Origin of the sequence: Psychrobacillus glaciei, from assembly GCF_008973485.1 — a bacterium.
Classification (GTDB): domain Bacteria; phylum Bacillota; class Bacilli; order Bacillales_A; family Planococcaceae; genus Psychrobacillus; species Psychrobacillus glaciei.
The window spans coordinates 3,794,855-3,816,318 of record NZ_CP031223.1; the positions used below are offsets into that span (position 1 = coordinate 3,794,855).

Below are 21,464 nucleotides of genomic sequence, written 5' to 3' on the forward strand. Positions count from 1 at the left end.
CGAGAAAAGCGCGTCCAGGTGAGACCCCACAGCGAAGCGAGGAGGCTCACGGACTGCCCGCGGAAAGGGTCTGCCTGCAGCGGAAATCAACTTGTTCATAGCATAAAAGTTATATATATACTTTCTTATTCTTGCACAAAAGCGACCATTTCTATATTAAGCAGTCGCTCATTTTGAAATTTATATCGCTTTTAATATTAATTCATAACCATTTTCTATTGCACCATCAATCACCGTTGTATGATAATTACCTTCTACCCAGTCCTTCACTTGATTGTAATACCACACTGATTTCACATGTCCACTTTGACCTGGTCCGACTATATGGTAGGTCTGAGATAAATCAGTCAAATCAGCTACGAATCGCCAAGAAGCTCCGTGATCTACTCTACCATCGTCTCCAAAAGCAGCTGCTTGAACGGTAATATTTGACCCACCAATCGGTACTGGTTTTGGATTTAGAAGATAAGCTAAAATTGGTGATGCACCAGATAATGGATGATCAAACGTAAGTTGGTGATAATCTCCCCATTTCCACTTTTTTTCATTCGCTCCAAACTCATTTTCTATATCTGCGACCGCTATCACGAACGAGTCGTACACCCATTTGTCCACTCCACCATATTCATCTAGCCAAGCGCTCGCTTCATCTTTGTACCCATTCCGAAGAAACTGATCGGAGATATTCCCTTTCCCTGGCAACATCTCATAAACATCTTCCGGCATTTCATCTTCCAATAAGACATTTGGTAGCTCTTTTATCCATTTGTGAAATATGAGTGGGGCTGCTTGGTCCTTACTATCTACTTGATTCCAGTCTGTTAATAAAGCGATGATATTTTTATACTCACCGTTTCTATCTAACTGTTCCACAGAACCGAGCATTTGTTTTAAAAACTCTCTTGCATATAAATTTGTTTGATCCATTTGCAGGTTCATCATATCTTCTTTTGTTAAATTAGATTTACTTTCTAACACTTCCGCAATTCGTTCATATCGGTAAGATTGCGCCCAAAAGTCGGTAATATGATACGGGTATGATTCATCTATCACTTGATTATTTGCAGTAGCAATAAACCCTTCCTTAGGATTCACAACTGTGGGAAGCTCATTATACGGAACATACCCTTTCCAACCATATTGAGCCAAATCGCCTGGTACAGGCAATTGTCCATCACCCGATTTACGAATCGGTATTCGGCCGTTCGCTTTATATGCAATTGTTCCATCTTTTGCGGCAAACACAAAGTTTTGTGCTGGTGCATGGAAATCTTCTAAAGCAGTTTCGAATTCATCCCAGTTAGATGATTTATTCATTTCCAAAATGGCTTGTAACTCAAGCGTTGGCTCAAGTGCAGTCCACTGCATGGAAAACAAGGCTGAGGCTTTTTCTTGCTTGAATAAAACATCTGAAATAATAGGACCATGACGGGTGACCACTACTTTGAAGGGAACATCCTCTTGCCCTTTCACTTTAATCGGTTCATTCCGTACTTTGGCTTGCTCCCATTTCCCTTCATACAAAAACTGTGTACGGTCATCCGGATTCGGAGTTTCGATATATAAATCCTGAACGTCTGGTCCAACATTCGTTACACCCCATGCAACCTCTTCGTTATGTCCTAAAATAATGCCTGGAATACCAGCAAAAATAACGCCACTTACATTTTGTTTTGGTGATTCTAAATGCATTTGATACCAAATAGATGGTGTACTTAATCCTAAATGCGGATCATCCGCCAGGAGAGGTAGTCCACTTTCCGTCTTCTCACCACTTACGACCCAGTTATTACTTCCATTAAATTCATTTGGCAAAATGGAAGGATCAAAATAGCCGCTTACATTTACAGGTTTACTTAAATTAGCTTCCATTATGGCTGGTGCACCTTCAGGATAATTGATGAATAATTCCTTCGCTTTATCTTCCCCAAATTCACTTAAAGCCCAGTGCCTTAGTGCTAATAAAGACCAATTACCACCTAAATCATACGTCATGTATTTACCTATCGTTAATGAATCAATAGGTGTCCACTCTTCGGGTTCATATCCAAGCAGTTTAAATTCATAGCTTAGCTTGTTATCCGTTTTGGCAAACGAAATAAATTCATTTACTCCTTCTGCATACCACTTCAATACATCTTTTGCCTCTGCATCATAACCATCATAGGACTTTTCAGCAGCATCTCTCAAGCTAAATGTCCGGAAAAACTTATCCGTATTTACTGCCGCTTCACCTACAACTTCCGATAATCTTCCACTCGCTTGTCTTCTAGCTAAATCCATTTGAAAAAGCCTGTCTTGCGCTTGTACAAACCCTTGTGCACGATATAAATCTGCATCTGATGTAGCTTTAATATGAGGCACCCCAAACCCATCCCGGACAACTTTCACATCCGCATCTAGTGCACTTAAAGTAAGACTCCCCTTGATGATTGGCTTTGAGCTAGATAAATACATATTCAAACCAACAACCGCAACAACACATATCGAAAGGATAATCCCCAATACCCAAGCGACTATTTTCCACCTTTTTTTCACAATCATATCCCCTCCTAGTTCTTAACACTAACTGACAATATACGTTTTAGTGGAAAGACCAGCATAAAAAAGACCTCTGAATACTAATATATTCAGAGGTCTTTTAATATATTATGATTGATTCTCACCAACGATTTTCACTTCTAATTCTAACTCAACATCAAAGTTTTCTTTCACTGCTTTTTTCACCATTTCAATCGTACTTATATAATCAGTAGCAGTTGCATTGTTTTTATTGACAATAAATCCCGCATGCTTCGTCGAAACTTCCGCCCCTCCAAAACCTTTTCCTTGCAATCCGCTATCTTGGATTAATTTCCCTGCAAAATAACCAGGCGGGCGTTTGAATACACTGCCTGCAGAAGGGTATTCTAATGGTTGCTTGGATTCGCGTTGAAATGTTAAATCCGCAATTTTCGTATCTATCTCTTCTTGAGTGCCAGGCCGCAATTCAAATTCTGCAGAAAGAACATAATAACCTTTTTTGGTAATAACACTCTTTCGGTAACCAAGTTCTAATGCTTCCTTGGAAAGAACGAGCTTTTCACCCCTCGGCGTAAGCACAGTACATTGAACGATTACATCCTGCACTTCTCCACCATATGCACCAGCGTTCATGGCCATTGCACCACCGATAGATCCAGGGATTCCACAAGCAAACTCTAAGCCTGTTAAGGATTCCTTTGCTACAGTTCTTGAAACATCGATAATATCTGCTCCACTTTCCGCAATTACTTTGTTGCCAACTATCGTGATTTTATTTAGGTTTTCTAAGCGAAGTACGATACCGCGAACGCCACCATCTCGAACGACCATATTAGAGCCATTTCCTAATAGCAATAACGGAATGTCATTTTCATACGAATATTGCACGACGAAAGCCGCTTGGTCTTCCGTTTCAGGCGTAACAAATAAGTCTGCAATTCCACCCATGCGTGTCATTGTATGCAAGTTTAGTGCTTCATCTATTTTTACATTGCTAGGATCTAACTGAGTAATTAAATCTTGAAACCATTGTTGTTTAGTCAAAAAGTGACAATCCTTTCTCCATTAACCTTGTATCCTTACATAGTATGCGTTCTCGCACCTAATTTATCAAGTTAAATTGTTACAACCATTCTTTAGACCAAGATTCAATTCCACCAACTACATCTTTTAGCGCATGACCCTTGTCTGTCAAGTTGTATTCCACTCTCACTGGGACTTCTGAAAAAACATTTCTATCTACTATACCTTCTTTTTCTAGCTCTTTTAAACGTTCTGAAAGTAATCGACCACTAATAGGTAGAGACGACTCAATTTCATTAAATCGTTTCGCTCCGTCCATTAATTGATAAATAATTAATGCGGTCCACCTTTTTCCGATCAATTCCATTGCCTTTGCTAAACGTGGGCATAATAACATTTCTTTCATTTGATTCACCTCTATTTCGTTCTATTATATTCCCTTAAAATTGTTTTGTAAAACCAAAGTAATTTAATTACTTGACGTAAGTATGGTATAAATATATAGTTAGTTACATAAAGTAATTGATGTTAGTACTTTTTAGAAAAGGGTAATAACTAAAGAAGAAGTTTTAATTTGTTTCGAATTGAAATATCTTGATTTCAAGATTAATATGTTTTATACTTTTAATAACAAAACTTATTTTAGGAGGAAATTAAAAATGACAAAATTTAACCTTGACGTTGCTCACTCTAGCATCGATTTTTCTGTAAAACACATGATGGTTTCAAAGGTAAAAGGTTCTTTCACAAACTTCACTGCTGATTTAGAAGGTAATTCCGAAGATTTAAGTGGTGCTTCTATCAGCTTTGATATCGATGTAAAATCAATTACTACAAACAGCGAAGATCGCGATAACCACTTACGCTCTGCTGACTTCTTTGACACAGAAACTTTCCCGAGCATCAAATTCGTTGCTACTGACATAAAAAAAACAGACAACGGCGAATATGATGTAACTGGTGATATTACAATTAAGGACGTTACAAAACCTGTAACGTTCGAAGTTGAATACGGCGGTAAAGGTACTAATCCATGGGGCCAAGAAGTTGTAGCCTTCTCTGCTGAAACAAAATTAAACCGTAAAGAATTTGGCTTAGTTTGGAACCAAGCCCTTGAAACTGGTGGCGTTCTTGTCGGAGAAGACATCAAAATCTCTGTAGAACTTGAATTAAACCCAGCTTAATAATTTGTATTCTCTTAAAGCTATCCTGATTTTTCAGGATAGCTTTTTTATTGTCAAAATAAATTCACTCAAAACGAAAGCACTTACATTTCTATTTATATAAAACTAATTATTCTGAAATATATTATATACTTTATATTTTATGAAAGTCGTGTTACTATATGGATTATTCGCCATTGTCAGAAAGGAAAGATTATTATGCCACAAATGCTTGCGTTAGTTATTGTTATTGCGATTCTTTTTATCGGAGATTTTGTTTCTACTCGTACAAAGGCTTGGATACCATCTGTTTTTGTATCTGCTGTCCTTTTCATAATAGGTTATTGGACTTTCTTTCCAACAGAGATTGTTTCCACTGCAGGGGTACCACCAGTCGTTGCAGTAATGATGATTTACTTGCTCATTACGAACATGGGGACGTTACTTTCTATTAAACAATTAAAAGAACAGTGGAAAACTATTTTAATATCTATCTCTGGGATTATAGGAATTATTGCCGCACTTTTAGGAGTTGGAACATTCCTTTTTGATTTCCAAACTGTTGTTGTCGCAATTCCTCCTCTTGTTGGTGGATTAGTTTCCGCACTAATCATGTCTGATGGTGCAGCAAATGCAGGACTTACTACATTGTCTGTATTCGCCATTGTTATTTATGTTATGCAAGGGTTCGCCGGGTATCCTTTAACTTCCATTGCACTAAAAAAAGAAGGGAAAATGCTGCTTGAGAAGTTCCGCAAAGGTGAATTAATTCCAACTGGACAAGCTACTACTTCTTCGGAAGAACCTGAAGAAGAACTTAAAATGTTCCGCAAAATGCCAGCTAAATATAACACAAGTTATTTCAAGTTTTTCCGTCTCGCTCTAGTTGGTTACCTTGCGTATCTCGTTTCTACATTACTATCACCAATCGTAACGATTAGCCCATATGTTCTTTGTTTATTGTTCGGTATAATTGCTGCCAGCGTTGGTTTCTTAGAGCGCCAAGTATTACAAAAAGCAAATGGTTTTGGCTTATGTATTATGGTTTTAATGTTGTTTGTTTTCGATGCGTTGAAAAAAGCGACCCCGTCGATGATTATGGAAATTTTATATCCACTTGTTGGAACGATTATTTTAGGTGTTATCGGGATGTACATCTTCTCTTTAATCATTGGGAAAGTTCTAAAAGTCAGTAAACATATGGCATTTGCTATTTCTTTAACTGCTCTTTACGGATTCCCTGCTGATTACATCATTACAAATGAGGTTATTAATTCCTTAACGCAAGATGAGAAAGAACGAGAAGTATTAACGGATCATATGCTACCATCTATGCTCGTTGGTGGATTCATCAGTGTAACAATCGTTTCTGTTGTTCTAGCTGGTATATTTGTAGGGTTCTTATAAAAACTAGGAGGAAAATGAACAATGATAAATCAAATTATTAAACAATCGGTTACAACTAATAAGGAAGAGTTAACCGCACTACGTCGTAAACTACATAGCGAACCAGAGCTATCTTTTGAAGAATTCAAAACGACAGCATTTATTTGCGAATACTTAGATAACCTTGGCATTTCATACCGAAAAACTGAACCTACAGGGGTTATCGCTGAAATCCAAGGAGCGCCTGGAGGCAAAACGGTTGCACTTCGTGGAGATATGGATGCACTTCCTGTTCAACAACTTAATACGCATGTGCCTTATGCATCTAAAGAAGAAGGAAAAATGCATGCATGTGGACATGATGCGCATACTTCCATGTTACTAATTGCAGCAAAAGCATTATCCGAAATAAAAGATCAACTCCCAGGTAATGTGCGTCTCCTATTCCAACCAGCTGAAGAAGCTGCTGCAGGTGCAAAAGCAATGGTAGCCCAAGGTGCAATGAATGGTGTGGACAATGTATTCGGCATTCACATTTGGTCTCAGATGCCAACTCATAAAGTTTCCTGTACGCCGGGACCATCATTTGCTGCTGCGGATATTTTCAAAGTGAAGTTCAAAGGACGCGGTGGACATGGTGCTATTCCAGAGGCTTGTATCGATGCAGCAATCGTTGCTTCTTCTTTCGTTATGAATGTGCAAACGGTTATTTCTAGAACGATCGATCCGCAAAGCCCCGCTGTTTTAACCGTCGGTAAAATGGTCGTTGGAACAAGATTTAACGTAATTGCAGAAAATGCAGAAATTGAGGGAACCGTTCGTACGTTCCATGCAGATACGCGTGATCACATTGAAAAAAGTATTACGGAATATGCCGATAGCGTTGCTGATATTTACGGTGCTACTGCAGAGGTGGAATACATTCGAGGTACGGATGCAGTTGACAATGATGAAGTAAGCGCAAAACTTGTGCAACAAGTGGCTGCAGAAGCATTTGGTCCGGATGTTCTCTTTAACGAAAAACCAACAATGGGTGGAGAAGACTTCTCTGCATTCCTAACAAAAGCTCCTGGCAGTTTTGCGCTTGTAGGAAGTGGAAATCCTGAAAAAGATACAGAATGGGCTCACCATCACGGAAATTTCGATATCGATGAAGATGCACTGGTTACTGGAGCAGAGTTATATGCACAGTACGCTTGGGCTTATTTGAATAAATAATCTGCTTTTCCAACAAAAACTACTCTGAAATTATTTAGAGTAGTTTTTTCAATTTTGAAACTATCCTCTATCAATTTCGTATATACTTAAGAAAATGTATTAGGAGGGATTTTAGATGGGAGAACTTGTAGGGTTAGTAGCTGTAGTAATGATTTTTTCTATACCACTTTCTGCAATATGGACTACTCATTTACGAAAATCGTATAAAGCGAGGGCACAAATTGTAAAAGATGAAATCGAGCTAGAAAAACTGAAATATAATACCTTTTTAATCGAAACAGAAAAGATGCGACTAGACTTGCAGCAAAAACAATCAAGCTTACTGGAAACATCATCGGATCCACTTATTTTAGATTTACAAAAAAGGGCTTTAAGTGAGACAAATCCAATATCTTCTTAGGATAATCGTGCAGAGTTCATTCCGCACGATTGTTTTTTTACCTTTACAAATAGGTGTTTTATTGATGATTTTCATCCCTACTTTCCTTACATCCAAATAAAAAGCTTGCATGATGCCTCTAGATGGCATCTTGCAAGCTTTTTCATTCAAATATTAAACTGACTCTCATACAGTTCATGGTAAAATCCTTTTTGTTTAAGCAGTTCTTCATGTGTTCCCGATTCGATAAGTTCTCCTTGATGGATGACTAAAATTCGGTCGGCGTTTTCAATTGTTTTTAGTCGATGTGCAATGACAAAACTTGTACGTCCTTCCGATAATCGATTTAGTCCTTGTTGGATTTCGATTTCGGTTCTCGTATCAATACTTGATGTTGCTTCGTCTAATATTAGTATATCTGAATCCGCTAAAATCGCTCGGGCAATTGCCAGTAATTGTCGTTGTCCTTGGCTTAAACTGGACCCACCAGAAGTGATATGTGTCTCATACCGCCCTGGTAAGTGCTTGATAAACCCATGTGCTGATGCCATTTTGGCAGCTGCAATGACTTCTTCATTAGTTGCTTCTAGACGACCGTAGCGGATATTTTCCATGATCGTTCCGGAAAATAAGAATGTATCTTGTAGAACAATACCTATTTTTTCACGGAGTTTGCTAATTTTATAATCTTGAATTCTTCGACCGTCGATTTTAATTTCACCAGAGTTGATGTCGTAAAACCGCATTAATAGGTTAATGATCGTCGTTTTCCCTGAACCAGTTGGACCTACTAATGCAATTTTCTCCCCAGCTTTTGCTTGGAAACTGATATTTTTCAAGATTTGTTTTCCGTTTTCATAAGAGAAGTTCACATTCGAAAACTCCACATCACCTTTCAACGCATCAATCTCCATTGCATTCTCGTTATCCGTCATATCTGATGTTTCATCCATAATTTCAAAAACCCGCTCTGCTCCAGCTATAGCAGATTGGAATGTATTTAATAGACTAGATAGCTGATTTATTGGCCGAAAGAATTGACGGGAATACGTGACGAAGGCGGCAATTATCCCTACAGTGGCCATCCCTTGAACCGTCATAAGTGCACCCACTCCAATGATTAGTGCAAGTCCTAGATTGTTTATGAAGTTATTAATTGGTCCAAGGAATCCTGAAACGGTATCAGCAGCAGTTGCCGAATGACGCAATCTTTCATTTACCATATCAAATTTCTTAAATGCCTTTTCCTCTTGCCCGAAAAGTGTTATTACTTCATTTCCGGAAATTGCTTCTTCTATAAACCCATTTAACTCGCCCAAATCACGCTGTCTTTTGATGAAATTACTACTGCTATATTTGATAATTTTCTTCGTTGTAAAGATGATTAATGGAATTACTAATAGTGATATGATAGCAAGCACCCAATTTAGTAAGAACATTGCGATCGTAACTCCCGACACCATTAAAATAGACGAAAAAATTTGGATGACGCTTTGGCTAAGCGCATTATTCAAACTTTCAATATCGTTCGTTACCCGGCTCATTAAATCACCATGTGTGCGTTTGTCAAAAAAGCGTAATGACAATGTTTGAAACTTTCCAAATAAATCCTGGCGTAACACTCGAATCGTCTTAAGCGATACTCGCACCATTAAGAACGTTTGGAACCAAGTAAACATGGCTGCAGCAATATAAATAACAGCTAATAATACCAAAAACCGGAGTGTCCCATTCATATCCTTTGGGATGATGTATTGGTCAATGATGACACCTATCAAATAAGGTACAAGTAAATTCAAAAGCGTAGAAATGACAACAAAAATAATAGATGCTATCATCGCTAGCTTTTGCTTCTCCATGTACTTCCATATACGCTTAATCGTGCCTTTTCTATCCTTTGCTTTAACAACCGGTCCGCCAAATCCTCTTGGTCCGCGTGCACGCCCAATCGCATTTGGTGCAGGTTGTGCGGATGCCTTATTCATAGGAAAGAACCTCCTTCCCAGTTTGTGTTTGGTAAATTCCACGATAAACGTTGCTTCTTACTAGTAACTCTTCATGTGTTCCACTTGCTTCAATCGTTCCATCATCAATCACAAGAATTTGGTCGGCATCAATAATCGAAGAAACCTTCGCTGAAATAATGAACACAGTCGTATCTGAATGACTATGTTTTAATGCTTGTTGAACCGATGCCTCCGATAAAGCATCAATTGCCGAGGTCGAATCATCTAATATCAAAATTTTCGGCTTACGTATAAAAGCCCGAGTCATCGACAGACGCTGTTTTTGACCTCCTGAAAGATTCGTCGCTCCTTGCATTAGTTCATGAGCAAACTGCCCATCCAATTTTTCAATAAATTCACTTGCTGCAGCAGATTGTGCCGCTTCTTCCATTTCTGTAATGGACGCTTCTTCTTTTCCATAGCGTAAATTATCTTCAATTTCTCCCGAAAACAGCATAGCTTTTTGTGGGACAAAACCAATGGACCCTCTTAGCATCCCTAGTGGATATTCCTTTAGATTGACACCATCTATTAGAACTTCACCAGAGTCAGGGTCATAAAGGCGCGGAATTAGTTTGAGTAGCGTAGATTTCCCACTGCCAGTAGAACCTATAATACCAATTGTCTCTCCCGCTTTTGCCTGGAACGAAATATTTTTTAGTACATACTCCCCGTTTTTACTATAACTAAAATTTACGTCTTTAAATTCTACTTCACCTTTAATTTTTGGAGACGAGATGGATATTTCCGGTTCTTGAATATCAATTTCCGTTTGAAGTACCTGCTGAATCCGATTGGCCGAAGTAAAGGAACGCGTAATTTGCATCAATACGTGGCTACTCGTCATTAGCCCATTCATAATAATATTTAAGTAGTTAATAAAAGCAAGAATAACGCCTACTTGCAACGTCCCTTCATTTACTTTTATCGCTCCCATCCACATTCCTACAACAACGCCAATGTTCACGACAAAAAGCATAATTGGCATTAACGCCAAAATGACTTGTTCGGCAGACATATTTCGCTTCGTTAACGTGTCGTTCACTGTTTTAAACGTTTCAATTTCATAATCCTGCCGGTCAAATGCTTTGATTACCCGAATACCTGCGAATGTTTCTTGTAACTTTGTATTCACTTGATCCATTGCTTTTTGCACTTTCTCGAACAATTTGCCTGATTGTGATGAAAAATAATAAATTAAAACCATTAAAATAGGAATTGCCACTAATAATACAGGAAACAAATCACGTGCTGTAAACCAAACGATAAACACTGCTCCTATAAACAACAGTGGACCACGTACAAAAATGCGCAACGTCATCATTAATGCTTGCTGAACAGCTGTTACATCGTTGGTTACGATTGTGATTAGTTTCCCAGCACCAAATGAATCCGTATTTTTACTCGAAAACTGTTCCGTTTTTTTGAAAACATCGCGACGAATATCCGCCGCAAAATTGACGGCTGCTTTCGTACTGAAAATAGAACTACCAGCCCCGCCAATTAATCCAATAAAAGCAGTCAGAAGCATTAATAGGCCAAGTCTAATAACATAAGCATTATCATTATTCGTAATTCCCACATCAATAATATGTTGCATAATCGTTGGTTGCAGCAAATCCATCGCTACTTCAATACACATTAAAAGCGGTCCTAAAATCGCAAATAATGTATACGGCTTTATGTATGGAAGTAATTTACCTAGGGATTTCATCTAATTTCCCCTCCCTATTGGTTTTCTCTCTGTATACGTTCAGTTATTTCTTTTATAAAATTAATTAACTTTGAAGAACTTTCAGAACTTCGACGTGCTTGTTTGATTGCTTTTCTTAGTTCAGCTTCCCATAAATCCATCGTTTCCTTAAGTTGGACAGCCTCTTCAGAATTTTGCCAAACCCATCGCGCCTCCCACTCACTCCAGAATTCACCTTCTCTTCGGTCTACAAATTCGTTTAAGCGTTCTGTCCCTTTTTCTTTCATAAAGTAGGTCTTCTTATCTGATCCAGGATCGAGATCTATCATATCCCGCTCCATTAATTCTTGAAGCGCAGGATAAACCGTGCCAGCACTTGCCGAATAAAGTCCTCCCGACCTACTTTCTAATTCCTTCATAATTTGATATCCATGCATCGGTTCTTCCCCAAGTAAATGCAGAATCGCCATCTGCACAAACCCTCTCCGCCTTTTCATGTAATCCACTCCTTTAACTATATCGACAATTTTAATCGATATATCGATTAAAAACAATAGTAAAAGAGCTTAGAGATTTTGTTTTTCTCTGAGCTCTTTGTAATTTGGTTGCTCTCGCTATTGATTAAGTCGCTTTCATGATTTGATTGGTTGCTCTTATAACTTAATTGGTTGCTTTCATGTTCGATTTGATCTCCCTTATCCATTTACTGGATAGTCATTCTGCATATTCTATTTTCTCCAACGGCTCATAAGCCGGCCCTTCCAACACTTCTCCGGTAAACGTATACCTAGATCCGTGACATGGACAATCCCACGAACATTCGGCGGCGTTGAATACGACATCGCAACCAAGATGTGTGCACACTGGTTTTACTAAATACACTTTACCTGTTACATCTTTAAATGCACCTACTTTTTTGCCATCAAGATTTACAATATCCCCTTTTCCAAGCTCTAAATCTTTAAAGAGGACATCAATTTTTTCGGTCTTTCCTTTGACGAGTTCTTTTGCAACGCTTGCGTTAAATTTAGCCAAACTTTTGATATCTTCTTTTTTCATTTTCGAACGGATCGGATTATAAAGATCTGCAAAACGATTTTCTTTTCCTAAGACATTATCAGCCATTATTCTAGCGGCTACTGTACTATTTGTCATTCCCCATTTTGCATAGCCGGTTGCAACTAGTACATCTGGAAGCCCTGATGTCATCACTCCAACGTAAGGCAGCTGATCTAGTGTCACTAAATCCTGTGCTGACCAACGATAGGAATATTGTTTTATTTTGAATTGTTCTCGACCAAATGCAGCCAACGTCTCATAGTTAGTCGTCATGTCGCCTTGAAATCTTCCAGTAGTGTGTCCCTCTCCACCTAATAATAAATACCTTTTACTATCTATCCCCATTGTAGTCCGGATGGATCTAGTTGGCTTTTCTACATTAATGTATATTCCTTTTGGATAATTTGCCTCCGCAAGCGCTGCCACCGCATAAGATCTTTCGGCATACATTCTTGTAAAATAAAGCCCATCTTCATCATTAAAAGGGAAATGACTGCAAACGAGTATTTTCTTCGCACGTATTTCATGGCCCTCGACCATTTCCACTAGATTCGTTGAATGAATGGATTTTGCACGCGACTGCTCGTAAAACTGCACACCATTTTCGATTGCTTTCTTCATCAGACCTGTCGCATATTTTAGTGGGTGAAATTGCCCTTGGTTTTCTAACTTAAGTGATTCCTTCACGATGAATGGAAGACCTGTCTCCTTTGTGAGTGTCGCACCTTCTATTCCAAGCTTTTGATAGGCATCCATTTCTTTTTTTATAACATCCACACCATCTTCTGTATCTGCATATAAAAAAGCATCTACCTTCTCAAAATCACAGAGGATTCCTAATTCTTTCGCCGTTTTTTCCATGAAATTTTTGGCGCCTGCATTTGCCTCATAATATAATCTTGCACTAACTTCTCCAAATGCAGTGATTAGTTGTTGATAAATGGGACCATGCTGCGCCGTCACTTTCGCTGTTGTAAAACCAGTTGTCCCTTCTAATATTCTACTTCCTTCTACTACCATCACTTTTTGTCCACTTGTACTCAACATATAAGCCGCAGTTATCCCGGTAAGTCCTGCCCCTATGATTACGACATCCGTTTCAATGTCTTCACTTAATTTTGGAAACACTGGAAAATCTGTTGATGCACGCCAATAGGACTGGGATTCACTAGGTAGTATTTTATCTGTCATCGTATTTCCTCCTTTTTCTTCTAGTGTCTATCTATAAACGAAACTTTATTCAAACTTTTGCGTATATGATAAAAACAGTTTTTTTGTTAGGAGGATTTAAAGTGGATAATTTCGGATTTATCTTTGGGGGTATCCCTATATTTTTCGGATTATTTTTTATTTTCATAGTTGGACTTATTATCTTCGCAATTGTAAAGGGATTAACTGAATGGAATAACAACAATAGTTCTCCTAAGCTTTCTGTACCCGCACAAGTTGTAACAAAGCGTTCGAAAACTAGTGGCGGAGCTGGAGATACTGCTGCATCTACTTCCTATTACGTAACATATCAATTTGAAAGTGGCGACCGCACGGAATTTAGACTAAGTGGACATGAATACGGAATGCTTGCAGAGGAAGACCTTGGAGTTTTAACTTTCCAAGGTACTAGATTTCATTCATTTGAAAGAAGAACATAAAAAAGCCAGTTAGGACTCTTCCTAGCTGGCTTACTATTTTGTCAAATATCACATGTATCATCGATACAAAGGTTAGCATCTTCTCCAAGTAGCTGGAGTTTCGGTGAAATACCCTCTTCTTCTGCAATTTTATTCAATGCGCCAACGAATGTTTCGGTAGGTTGAGCACCAGAAATTGCATACTTATCATTTAATACAAAAAATGGTACGCCACGTACGCCAATTTGTACTGCTCTAGCGATATCCCCTTGAACTTCTGTCAAATACGCATCCGAATTCAACACTTTTACTGCTTCTTCACTTGATAAACCAATTGACTCGATTAATTCCAGGAGCACTTCATGTTTACCAATCTCTTTTGCTTCAATAAAATATGCATGCAGCATTAACTCATTTACTTCATTCGCTTTCCCTTGCTCAGATGCCCATTTAACAATTCGATGTGCATCCAACGTATTCGCAGGTTTCATAGCATCAAAATTATATTCAAGCCCAACTGTTTTAGCCTGTTCTGCGACTTGTGTAGTCATATCTTTTGCAGCTTCCACTGTAGAACCGTATTTTTCAGCAAGTACTTCATACATACTCTTCTCTGAAACTTTCGGGGTGTTTGGATCTAATTGATAACTTTTAAATTCAATCTCAGCTTGATTTACAAAACCTGTTTGCTCCAACGCTTCTTCTAATCTTCTTTTTCCTATATAACAAAAAGGACATACAAAATCTGACCATACTTCAATTTTCATCATATTCACCTCCATTTCATTGTAAAGATTTCCATGGAGTTCAACAATTTAAATGCTTATTGATGTATAAATATGGATTTTCTGAGATTCAACTGGTATTTCCTGAGATACTCCGAGCTTTTCTGAGATTAGACTGGATTTTCTGAGAAAAAAAGCTATCTCTAGGTAGCTATAAATAAATAGCAACTCCAAAGATAGCCTTCTTCTATTTTTATTACACTAATGCTTCAGTTAATGCTGGCACTACTTGTTTTTTACGAGATACCACGCCTTTTAATAGAGCAGTATTGTTTTCGAATTTCACTCCAAATGCAGCTTCTGCTCTTAGAGCTACTTTTCCAAGTGCTAGTGCTACTGAGTCATTGTTTAGAATATCTGTTACGACGAAGAAGAATAGATCCAATTCTTTTTCCTGAATTTCACGATTTATCAATTCTTCTAGTTCTCCTTGGCGATCCATTACGTCGTTTACGTCTACTGCGTTTACTTGTGCAATGACTACTTTGTAATCGCCCATGCCGAATTCTTTTGCGTCCTGTGATAAAAGGTCTTCTAAGCTTTTATCGCTTAAATCTGCTCCTGCTTTTAGCATAGCTAGACCATACTCTTCTACGTTTACCCCTGCGTTTTTTTCAAGCTCTCGTGCAGCAGCTACGTCCTCTTCTGTACAAGTTGGTGATTTAAATAGTAAAGTATCCGAAACAATTGCTGAAAGCATTAATCCTGCAATATTTGCTGGGATTTCTACGCCTTTTTCTTTAAAAATTTTATTTAATATAGTAGCTGTGCATCCAACTGGTTCTGCACGATAGTATAATGGCTCGGCTGTTTCAAAGTTTGCAATACGGTGATGGTCAATTACTTCCGTTACTTGCACTTCCTCAATACCATCTGCGCTTTGTTGCTTTTCATTGTGATCTACTAAAATTACTTTTTTCGCTTCTGTCGAAACATTTCCGATTAGTCTTGGTGCTTCGAATCCAAATTTTTCTAAAGCGAATTTTGTTTCATTGTTTAGCTCGCCTAAACGAACTGCTTCCGCCTCTATGCCTGTTGCATTTTTTAAATGTGCGTATACGATTGCAGATGTAATCGTGTCTGTGTCAGGGTTTTTATGTCCAAATACTAATACTTTTTCCATGAATAATCCTCCTAAAAATCAATTGCCGAACTTATTTTATCATACTTATCGCTGCTGATTGAAAAGTAAATTTGCTAATTGGGATTTTTGATGTAAAAAGTCTGCAAGCGTATATTCATCTAGCACATTTAAATACGCCTTTAAGGCTAAATGGAGTGCACCTTTCAAACTGCAAGCAGGTGTAATGACACAAGTATTCGTTTTGCAATCAAAACATTCTACTAAGTGAAAGTCGTCTTCTGTTTGTCTTACAACTTGTCCTATATTAATAGCTGTCGGCTCCAATGCTAAACGAATACCGCCACCTCTTCCTCGAATCGTTTCAATGTAACCGAGTTTTCCTAATTCATGCGTTACTTTCATCAAATGGTTTTTCGAAATACTATACGCATCTGAAATAGATTGAATTGTCGAAAGTTCATTTCTTTCTTTTGTTCCCAAGTATATTAGCACTCTAAGCGAGAAATCTGTATACATAGTCAATCTCATATTGCCACCGCCATTCTTCATTCTCATTATAACGATTATGACAAAGTCGTGAAAGAAATGTGTCTGATTTATTAAAGCCATCTTAAAGATGTATTTAAAATATTGCTTTAAAGAAAATGCGGGAGTATTCTTGTATTCATAAACTACAAGAAAAAGAAAAGGACGTGTGAAGATCATGTTATCTCAACAAACAATTGATATTGTAAAATCTACTGCACCAATTTTAGAAACTAGAGGAACAGAAATTACAACCGTTTTTTATAAAGATCTATTTGCTGCACATCCGGAACTTTTAAATATATTCAACCACGCAAACCAAGCAAAAGGCCGCCAACAAACCGCTTTAGCAAACACTGTATATGCAGCTGCGGTTCACATCGATAACCTTGCAGCTATTATCCCAGCCGTAAAACAAATTGGACAAAAACACGTAAGCTTAGGGATCAAACCTGAACATTATCCAATCGTAGGAGAACATTTACTTGGTGCTATTAAAGAAGTATTAGGCGATGCGGCTACAGACGACATTATTAATGCATGGGCTGAAGCATATGGAGTAATTGCAAATGCGTTTATCGGTATCGAAGAAGAAATGTATGTATCAGCTGAGTCAAAAGAAGGTGGTTGGAGATTCTTTAAAGACTTTACTGTAGTAGATAAAGTAAAAGAAAGTGACAATATTACCTCTTTCTACTTAATACCTGTAGATGGAGAAATATTACCTACTTATGAACCTGGTCAATTCATTACAATTCGCGTTAGTATTCCAGGGGAAAAATATTTATTTAACAGACAATATAGCTTATCGAAAGCAGCTGATTCCGAAACATTTCGCATTTCCGTAAAAAAAGAAGACGAAAATAATCCAGAAGGAAAAGTTTCGGTTCATTTACACAATAATGTAAACATTGGTGATACAGTAGAACTTACTGCTCCAGCTGGGGAATTTGTTTTAGATCAAGAAAAAACAAATCCTGCTACTTTCTTGAGTGGTGGAGTTGGTATTACACCAATGATAAGTATGTTCGAAACAATTGCGAAAAACCAACCAAGTCGCCCTGTATCCTTTATCTATAGTGCCCACAATGAAAACCTTCATCCATTTGATAAAGATATTCGTACTTTAATAGAAACAATGGATGATGCGAAATACGTGGCACTTTACTCTGAAAGTGAAGATTTCATTTCAAAAGACGTATTGAAAGAATACGCACGCATCGATGGCGATGTATACGTTTGTGGACCTGTTGGATTTATGGAAGTAATGATTAATCATCTACTCGAACTTGGTTATTCAACTGAACAAATTCACTATGAATTCTTCGGCCCTGCTCTACAATTAGAATTAATGGAAGTTTAATATTAGTTAACTATTAAAAAGTATTACTTCATTTTGAAGTAATACTTTTTAATTACAGGAAGTATTTAACGCAAAAATAAGCTTTTAGTAGTGTGCATATAAGTATTTGGTGCTATAATTATACTATAATTCTTGTAGATAAAGAAAAGAGTGAAATAATGGCCAAACTTTTTGAGAGCAAATACATACCACTTGCAAACTTTTTTAAACAATCAACTAATAAAGAAATTACATTACAATATAGTGAAATTGAAGCAGTCATTGGGCAAATATTGCCGAACGCTGCGTATTTAAGTAGTAGTTGGTGGAAAAAAACAAAGCCACCTGCATTACATTATTTCGCATGGACAGATAATGGATACTCCGTAAAATCGGTAGAATTAGGGAAATCTGTTCTTTTTCATAGCAACGTTATAGAAAAAGAAGAAAGACTCTTAGATGAAAATAACCAACAGGATATTCTTATCATACGGGAAGCAGAATTAGAAGATGCGCGTTCATTCATTCGCTTACAGGAATCCATTTTCTCTGAAACAGACTTTATGTTGTATGGAAAATCAGACATACAAATGACTGTCCAAAGCATTCGAAAAGAAATGACTAATTGGAGAAATACATCCAATTCTATTTTACTTTTTGCGATCATGAATGGACAATTTGCTGGGTATGTATTATTTACCGGCGGACCAGCTCCACGTGCATTGCATAGAGCATCTGTAGTTATTGGTGTAAAACAGGAATTCTCTCAAAAAGGGATTGCTTCTTCTCTTATGCATCATGGGGAAAAATGGGCAAAAGAGGTGGAAATTTCAAAGCTTGAGCTTTCTGTCATTAAAGAGAATACAAATGCACAAAAGCTTTATAAAAAGCTTGGTTTCGAAATTGAAGGCGACCGAAAAAATGCTTTAATTATTAATGATCACTTTGTCGATGAGTTCTATATGGGTAAATTGATATAACCAATTAGTAAAGACCGACCAATATTATTTTGGTCGGTCTTTACTAATTGGTGAGTTTGCGATTAGCACGCTGATTCACCCATTACTTCCTATCTCATTTTCGATACATATGGATTGTCCGTTTCCCAAAACCGATATGGGTAGTGTACTGCATCTCCACTATTATCGATACCTATTCTAGGTCCAGTAGAAATTGAAGGTAATTCCACACCTTCTGTTATGTACAAAGGCTTTTCCGTCCACTTTTTTCCGTAGTATTCCATCGTGATTCCTAATGCTTTTGTTAATTTGCCAGGGCCGTTTGTCCATTGTTTCATCGGGAGGTCATTTCGAAATTCTTTCATTTGTTCAAGACCTTCGATTGGTTCTACTGCTCGTATCAAAATGGCATTGGGTGTTCCTTCCACTCCAGCCACTACGTTAATCAGCGTATGTGTATGCATTTGGTACGTATAAATAAGACCAGGTTCTCCAAACATCACTTCCGTGCGCTTTGTTCTTCGGTTTCCGAAACTATGCGCCGCTTTATCTTCCGCTCCCATGTATGCTTCCACTTCCACAATTTTACCGACAAGTAATCCACTATTGTGCTCATGCACAATATATTTTCCTAATAATTTTTTTGCAAGTTCTAATGTTGGCTGATGAAAAAAAGTTGCATCAATTAGTTTCAATTTAAGTAAACCCCATTTTCTCTACTTCAAATGTTAATTCTTCTCTGAATTTCGGTTGTTTAATAGAAATAAGTTTTTTTACGCTTAAGTATAGACTTCCTATTCTATCCTCTACTACTTTACACTTGTTAAACTCTCTAAAAAACCTTTTACTTCCTTTGGGCTTCGTAATATACATATATCTGATTTGACTTCCCTTAAAATCTCTACTATTCCTGGACGAGCGTCTCTCGGAAAACGCCAAACCCACTTCGCAAATGCTATATCTATTTTTTCCTCACAGCCAGGAGCCATATCAGAGCGGGTAGTTCCTCTGTAAGTCCATGCTCTCTTCAAAACTCTATACGTACATAGAAGTTTTGGGAAATCTAAGAAGATAATTAAATCCGCATACTTGGCTCTTAACTCTAAAGTAGAATCAAAATTACCATCAATAATCCATTCATCCTCTTTTAATTTCTCTTGAATTTTTTCTCTAAATTCTGGCTTTGGAGTTGGAACCCATCCAGCGTTCCAAAAGAGTGCGTCTAAATGGATTAACGGTAATTGCCACTTTTCTGCCAGCTTTGTTGATAATGTCGATTTCCCTGCACCACTCGAGCCTATGATTAGGATTCTTTTATGTTTTAATTCTCCCAAGTCCCCACTCCCCTTGTGTTACTATTTCTTCATTTTACTATGTTTTAACTTCCAAACAAAATGAAACCCGCTCCAATATAGAACGGGTTCATAGATTAATCTAATTCAACTTGTTTTGTCTCAGTGCCAAGGAATAGAACTGCTAATACGCCAATGACGATGGCGATACAGAATATGCCGAAAATCCATCCGATTTCATATCCAGCAGTTACAAGAGACCCAACTAATAGAGGTCCTAAAATACCACCTACACGGCCAACAGAAGCAGCCATTCCAGAACCTGTTGCTCGAATAACAGTTGGATACTGTTCTGGGGAATAAGCATATAAAGCTCCCCAAGCTCCTAGGTTAAAGAATGACAAGAACATCCCCGAAACAATTAATGCTACAGTAGTATCAGCAGAACCAAATACAAATGCACTCGCTGCAGTTCCAAGTAAGTACGTAATTAATACAAATTTTCGACCAGCTTTTTCTATTAACCATGCTGCTGAGAAGTATCCAGGTAACTGTGCCAGTGTCATAATCAATACGTATTCAAAGCTCTTTATCAAACTGAAACCTTTTATTACCATGACACTTGGTAACCACAAGAACATTCCATAATAAGAAAATACGACCGTAAACCAAACAATCCAGAGCATTAAAGTCCGTTTCGCATATTTCTCGGACCATACTTCTTTCATATTTTGCATAATCGTTCTAGATTGTGTTTTCTTCTCCGTAAAGCGAGGAGAATCTGGTAATTTAATACGTAAATAGATGGCGTAAAATGCTGGTAATGCAGTAATTACTAAAGCAATTCTCCAACCGTAAGCTGGAATAATAAAGTAAGCAATTAGTGCTGATATTAGCCAGCCAGCAGCCCAAAAACTTTCTAATAATACAACGACTCTGCCTCTTTCTTTCGCTTCCACACTTTCAGAAACTAGCGTAGACGCAACAGGAAGTTCCCCACCAAGCCCCATTCCCACGAAGAATCGTAATATTAAAAATGCTACCAATGTAGTTGTCAGCGCGGATAATCCTCCTGCGATAGAAAACAGCAATAACGTTAACATAAAAATCTTTTTCCTACCTACTTTATCAGCAAAAACGCCAAAAACTAATGCGCCAACTGCCATCCCAATAGAGTTCACGCTTCCGATCCATCCCATTTGCACTGGAGTTAAACCCCAATCCGCAGCCAGCGCTGCAATAACGAAAGATAGAATTCCTACGTCCATTGCATCAAACATCCATGCTAGTCCCGCAATTCCTAGTAATTTATTCTTTGATAACGAATTCTTTTTACGCATATCTATCCCCTGTCTTTACATCTGTCGTGCAATATCTTTACATGAATAGTATACGCATC

At 37.8% G+C, this 21,464-nt stretch carries 20 protein-coding genes; 7 read left to right on the forward strand and 13 right to left on the reverse strand.

Annotated elements, in window-relative coordinates; genetic code table 11:
- Nucleotides 1-180: 180 nt before the first annotated feature.
- The 3 genes from PB01_RS17885 to PB01_RS17895 all read right to left on the reverse strand — a co-directional run bounded on the left by PB01_RS17885 (nucleotide 181) and on the right by PB01_RS17895 (nucleotide 3,952).
- Complete coding sequence (locus PB01_RS17885; protein ID WP_151701425.1) at nucleotides 181-2,544, reverse strand: penicillin acylase family protein; 2,364 nt, start codon at nucleotides 2,542-2,544, stop codon at nucleotides 181-183.
- A 105-nt stretch (nucleotides 2,545-2,649) separates the two neighbouring features.
- Nucleotides 2,650-3,567: a UDP-N-acetylmuramate dehydrogenase gene (murB, locus tag PB01_RS17890; RefSeq protein ID WP_151701426.1), complete on the reverse strand. Its 918-nt coding sequence runs from the start codon at nucleotides 3,565-3,567 to the stop codon at nucleotides 2,650-2,652.
- Nucleotides 3,568-3,646: 79 nt separating this feature from the next.
- On the reverse strand, nucleotides 3,647-3,952 hold the full coding sequence (locus PB01_RS17895) for a winged helix-turn-helix transcriptional regulator (protein ID WP_151701427.1): 306 nt from the start codon (nucleotides 3,950-3,952) through the stop codon (nucleotides 3,647-3,649).
- Nucleotides 3,953-4,205: 253 nt separating this feature from the next.
- Between PB01_RS17895 and PB01_RS17900 the strand changes: the two genes are divergently transcribed.
- The 4 genes from PB01_RS17900 to PB01_RS17915 all read left to right on the forward strand — a co-directional run bounded on the left by PB01_RS17900 (nucleotide 4,206) and on the right by PB01_RS17915 (nucleotide 7,713).
- Complete coding sequence (locus tag PB01_RS17900) at nucleotides 4,206-4,730, forward strand: YceI family protein (protein WP_151701428.1); 525 nt, start codon at nucleotides 4,206-4,208, stop codon at nucleotides 4,728-4,730.
- Between the two features lie 198 nt (nucleotides 4,731-4,928).
- Entirely contained in the window at nucleotides 4,929-6,116 is a 1,188-nt protein-coding gene (locus tag PB01_RS17905) for a hypothetical protein (RefSeq protein ID WP_151701429.1), read from the forward strand.
- A gap of 21 nt (nucleotides 6,117-6,137) precedes the next feature.
- Nucleotides 6,138-7,313, forward strand: a complete 1,176-nt coding sequence (locus tag PB01_RS17910; RefSeq protein WP_151701430.1) for an amidohydrolase — start codon at nucleotides 6,138-6,140, stop codon at nucleotides 7,311-7,313.
- 115 nt (nucleotides 7,314-7,428) lie between these two features.
- Nucleotides 7,429-7,713: a hypothetical protein gene (locus PB01_RS17915; RefSeq protein ID WP_151701431.1), complete on the forward strand. Its 285-nt coding sequence runs from the start codon at nucleotides 7,429-7,431 to the stop codon at nucleotides 7,711-7,713.
- Nucleotides 7,714-7,859: 146 nt separating this feature from the next.
- Here the strand turns inward: PB01_RS17915 and PB01_RS17920 are convergent, their stop codons facing one another.
- The 4 genes from PB01_RS17920 to PB01_RS17935 form a co-directional block, all read right to left on the reverse strand.
- The gene (locus PB01_RS17920) at nucleotides 7,860-9,551 is read right to left on the reverse strand and encodes an ABC transporter ATP-binding protein (RefSeq protein ID WP_225986287.1); all 1,692 of its coding nucleotides are present in this window, start codon (nucleotides 9,549-9,551) and stop codon (nucleotides 7,860-7,862) included.
- Nucleotides 9,552-9,669: 118 nt separating this feature from the next.
- Nucleotides 9,670-11,412: an ABC transporter ATP-binding protein gene (locus PB01_RS17925; RefSeq protein WP_151701433.1), complete on the reverse strand. Its 1,743-nt coding sequence runs from the start codon at nucleotides 11,410-11,412 to the stop codon at nucleotides 9,670-9,672.
- 14 nt (nucleotides 11,413-11,426) lie between these two features.
- On the reverse strand, nucleotides 11,427-11,888 hold the full coding sequence (locus tag PB01_RS17930) for a PadR family transcriptional regulator (RefSeq protein WP_151701434.1): 462 nt from the start codon (nucleotides 11,886-11,888) through the stop codon (nucleotides 11,427-11,429).
- 217 nt (nucleotides 11,889-12,105) lie between these two features.
- Nucleotides 12,106-13,641: an FAD-dependent oxidoreductase gene (locus PB01_RS17935; protein ID WP_151701435.1), complete on the reverse strand. Its 1,536-nt coding sequence runs from the start codon at nucleotides 13,639-13,641 to the stop codon at nucleotides 12,106-12,108.
- Nucleotides 13,642-13,742: 101 nt separating this feature from the next.
- Here PB01_RS17935 and PB01_RS17940 point away from each other — a divergent pair, with 101 nt between their 5' ends.
- Complete coding sequence (locus PB01_RS17940; RefSeq protein WP_225986097.1) at nucleotides 13,743-14,099, forward strand: DUF2500 domain-containing protein; 357 nt, start codon at nucleotides 13,743-13,745, stop codon at nucleotides 14,097-14,099.
- A gap of 41 nt (nucleotides 14,100-14,140) precedes the next feature.
- Here the strand turns inward: PB01_RS17940 and PB01_RS17945 are convergent, their stop codons facing one another.
- The 3 genes from PB01_RS17945 to PB01_RS17955 all read right to left on the reverse strand — a co-directional run bounded on the left by PB01_RS17945 (nucleotide 14,141) and on the right by PB01_RS17955 (nucleotide 16,475).
- Entirely contained in the window at nucleotides 14,141-14,845 is a 705-nt protein-coding gene (locus PB01_RS17945; protein ID WP_151701437.1) for a DsbA family oxidoreductase, read from the reverse strand.
- A 214-nt stretch (nucleotides 14,846-15,059) separates the two neighbouring features.
- Nucleotides 15,060-15,986, reverse strand: coding sequence for a manganese-dependent inorganic pyrophosphatase (locus tag PB01_RS17950; protein WP_151701438.1), 927 nt, complete (start codon nucleotides 15,984-15,986; stop codon nucleotides 15,060-15,062).
- A 45-nt stretch (nucleotides 15,987-16,031) separates the two neighbouring features.
- The gene (locus tag PB01_RS17955) at nucleotides 16,032-16,475 is read right to left on the reverse strand and encodes an Rrf2 family transcriptional regulator (RefSeq protein WP_151701439.1); all 444 of its coding nucleotides are present in this window, start codon (nucleotides 16,473-16,475) and stop codon (nucleotides 16,032-16,034) included.
- A gap of 175 nt (nucleotides 16,476-16,650) precedes the next feature.
- Here PB01_RS17955 and hmpA point away from each other — a divergent pair, with 175 nt between their 5' ends.
- The gene (gene hmpA / locus PB01_RS17960) at nucleotides 16,651-17,835 is read left to right on the forward strand and encodes an NO-inducible flavohemoprotein (RefSeq protein WP_151701440.1); all 1,185 of its coding nucleotides are present in this window, start codon (nucleotides 16,651-16,653) and stop codon (nucleotides 17,833-17,835) included.
- Between the two features lie 158 nt (nucleotides 17,836-17,993).
- Nucleotides 17,994-18,794 (forward strand): GNAT family N-acetyltransferase, encoded by an 801-nt coding sequence (locus PB01_RS17965; RefSeq protein WP_151701441.1) that lies wholly within the window; start codon nucleotides 17,994-17,996, stop codon nucleotides 18,792-18,794.
- An 89-nt stretch (nucleotides 18,795-18,883) separates the two neighbouring features.
- On the opposite strand, the gene PB01_RS17970 is transcribed toward PB01_RS17965, so the two are convergent.
- From PB01_RS17970 to PB01_RS17980, 3 genes are all read right to left on the reverse strand, one after another.
- The gene (locus PB01_RS17970) at nucleotides 18,884-19,468 is read right to left on the reverse strand and encodes a DNA-3-methyladenine glycosylase (RefSeq protein WP_151701442.1); all 585 of its coding nucleotides are present in this window, start codon (nucleotides 19,466-19,468) and stop codon (nucleotides 18,884-18,886) included.
- Between the two features lie 114 nt (nucleotides 19,469-19,582).
- Nucleotides 19,583-20,107: a DNA topology modulation protein gene (locus tag PB01_RS17975; protein WP_151701443.1), complete on the reverse strand. Its 525-nt coding sequence runs from the start codon at nucleotides 20,105-20,107 to the stop codon at nucleotides 19,583-19,585.
- A 95-nt stretch (nucleotides 20,108-20,202) separates the two neighbouring features.
- Nucleotides 20,203-21,405 carry an MFS transporter gene (locus PB01_RS17980; RefSeq protein ID WP_151701444.1) on the reverse strand — a complete coding sequence of 401 codons (1,203 nt, stop codon included), beginning with the start codon at nucleotides 21,403-21,405 and terminating at the stop codon, nucleotides 20,203-20,205.
- Nucleotides 21,406-21,464: the final 59 nt, after the last annotated feature.

What these genes read in the sequence shown, in the direction of transcription:
- PB01_RS17935 (WP_151701435.1), bottom strand. Translation starts at nt 13,641, where the DNA reads ATGACAGATAAAATACTACCTAGTGAATCCCAGTCCTATTGGCGTGCA.
- PB01_RS17900 (WP_151701428.1), top strand. Translation starts at nt 4,206, where the DNA reads ATGACAAAATTTAACCTTGACGTTGCTCACTCTAGCATCGATTTTTCT.
- PB01_RS17905 (WP_151701429.1), top strand. Translation starts at nt 4,929, where the DNA reads ATGCCACAAATGCTTGCGTTAGTTATTGTTATTGCGATTCTTTTTATC.
- PB01_RS17930 (WP_151701434.1), bottom strand. Translation starts at nt 11,888, where the DNA reads ATGAAAAGGCGGAGAGGGTTTGTGCAGATGGCGATTCTGCATTTACTT.
- PB01_RS17925 (WP_151701433.1), bottom strand. Translation starts at nt 11,412, where the DNA reads ATGAAATCCCTAGGTAAATTACTTCCATACATAAAGCCGTATACATTA.
- PB01_RS17955 (WP_151701439.1), bottom strand. Translation starts at nt 16,475, where the DNA reads ATGAGATTGACTATGTATACAGATTTCTCGCTTAGAGTGCTAATATAC.
- PB01_RS17885 (WP_151701425.1), bottom strand. Translation starts at nt 2,544, where the DNA reads ATGATTGTGAAAAAAAGGTGGAAAATAGTCGCTTGGGTATTGGGGATT.
- PB01_RS17945 (WP_151701437.1), bottom strand. Translation starts at nt 14,845, where the DNA reads ATGAAAATTGAAGTATGGTCAGATTTTGTATGTCCTTTTTGTTATATA.
- PB01_RS17895 (WP_151701427.1), bottom strand. Translation starts at nt 3,952, where the DNA reads ATGAAAGAAATGTTATTATGCCCACGTTTAGCAAAGGCAATGGAATTG.
- PB01_RS17980 (WP_151701444.1), bottom strand. Translation starts at nt 21,405, where the DNA reads ATGCGTAAAAAGAATTCGTTATCAAAGAATAAATTACTAGGAATTGCG.
- hmpA (WP_151701440.1), top strand. Translation starts at nt 16,651, where the DNA reads ATGTTATCTCAACAAACAATTGATATTGTAAAATCTACTGCACCAATT.
- PB01_RS17950 (WP_151701438.1), bottom strand. Translation starts at nt 15,986, where the DNA reads ATGGAAAAAGTATTAGTATTTGGACATAAAAACCCTGACACAGACACG.
- PB01_RS17920 (WP_225986287.1), bottom strand. Translation starts at nt 9,551, where the DNA reads ATGGAGAAGCAAAAGCTAGCGATGATAGCATCTATTATTTTTGTTGTC.
- PB01_RS17915 (WP_151701431.1), top strand. Translation starts at nt 7,429, where the DNA reads ATGGGAGAACTTGTAGGGTTAGTAGCTGTAGTAATGATTTTTTCTATA.
- PB01_RS17910 (WP_151701430.1), top strand. Translation starts at nt 6,138, where the DNA reads ATGATAAATCAAATTATTAAACAATCGGTTACAACTAATAAGGAAGAG.
- PB01_RS17965 (WP_151701441.1), top strand. Translation starts at nt 17,994, where the DNA reads ATGGCCAAACTTTTTGAGAGCAAATACATACCACTTGCAAACTTTTTT.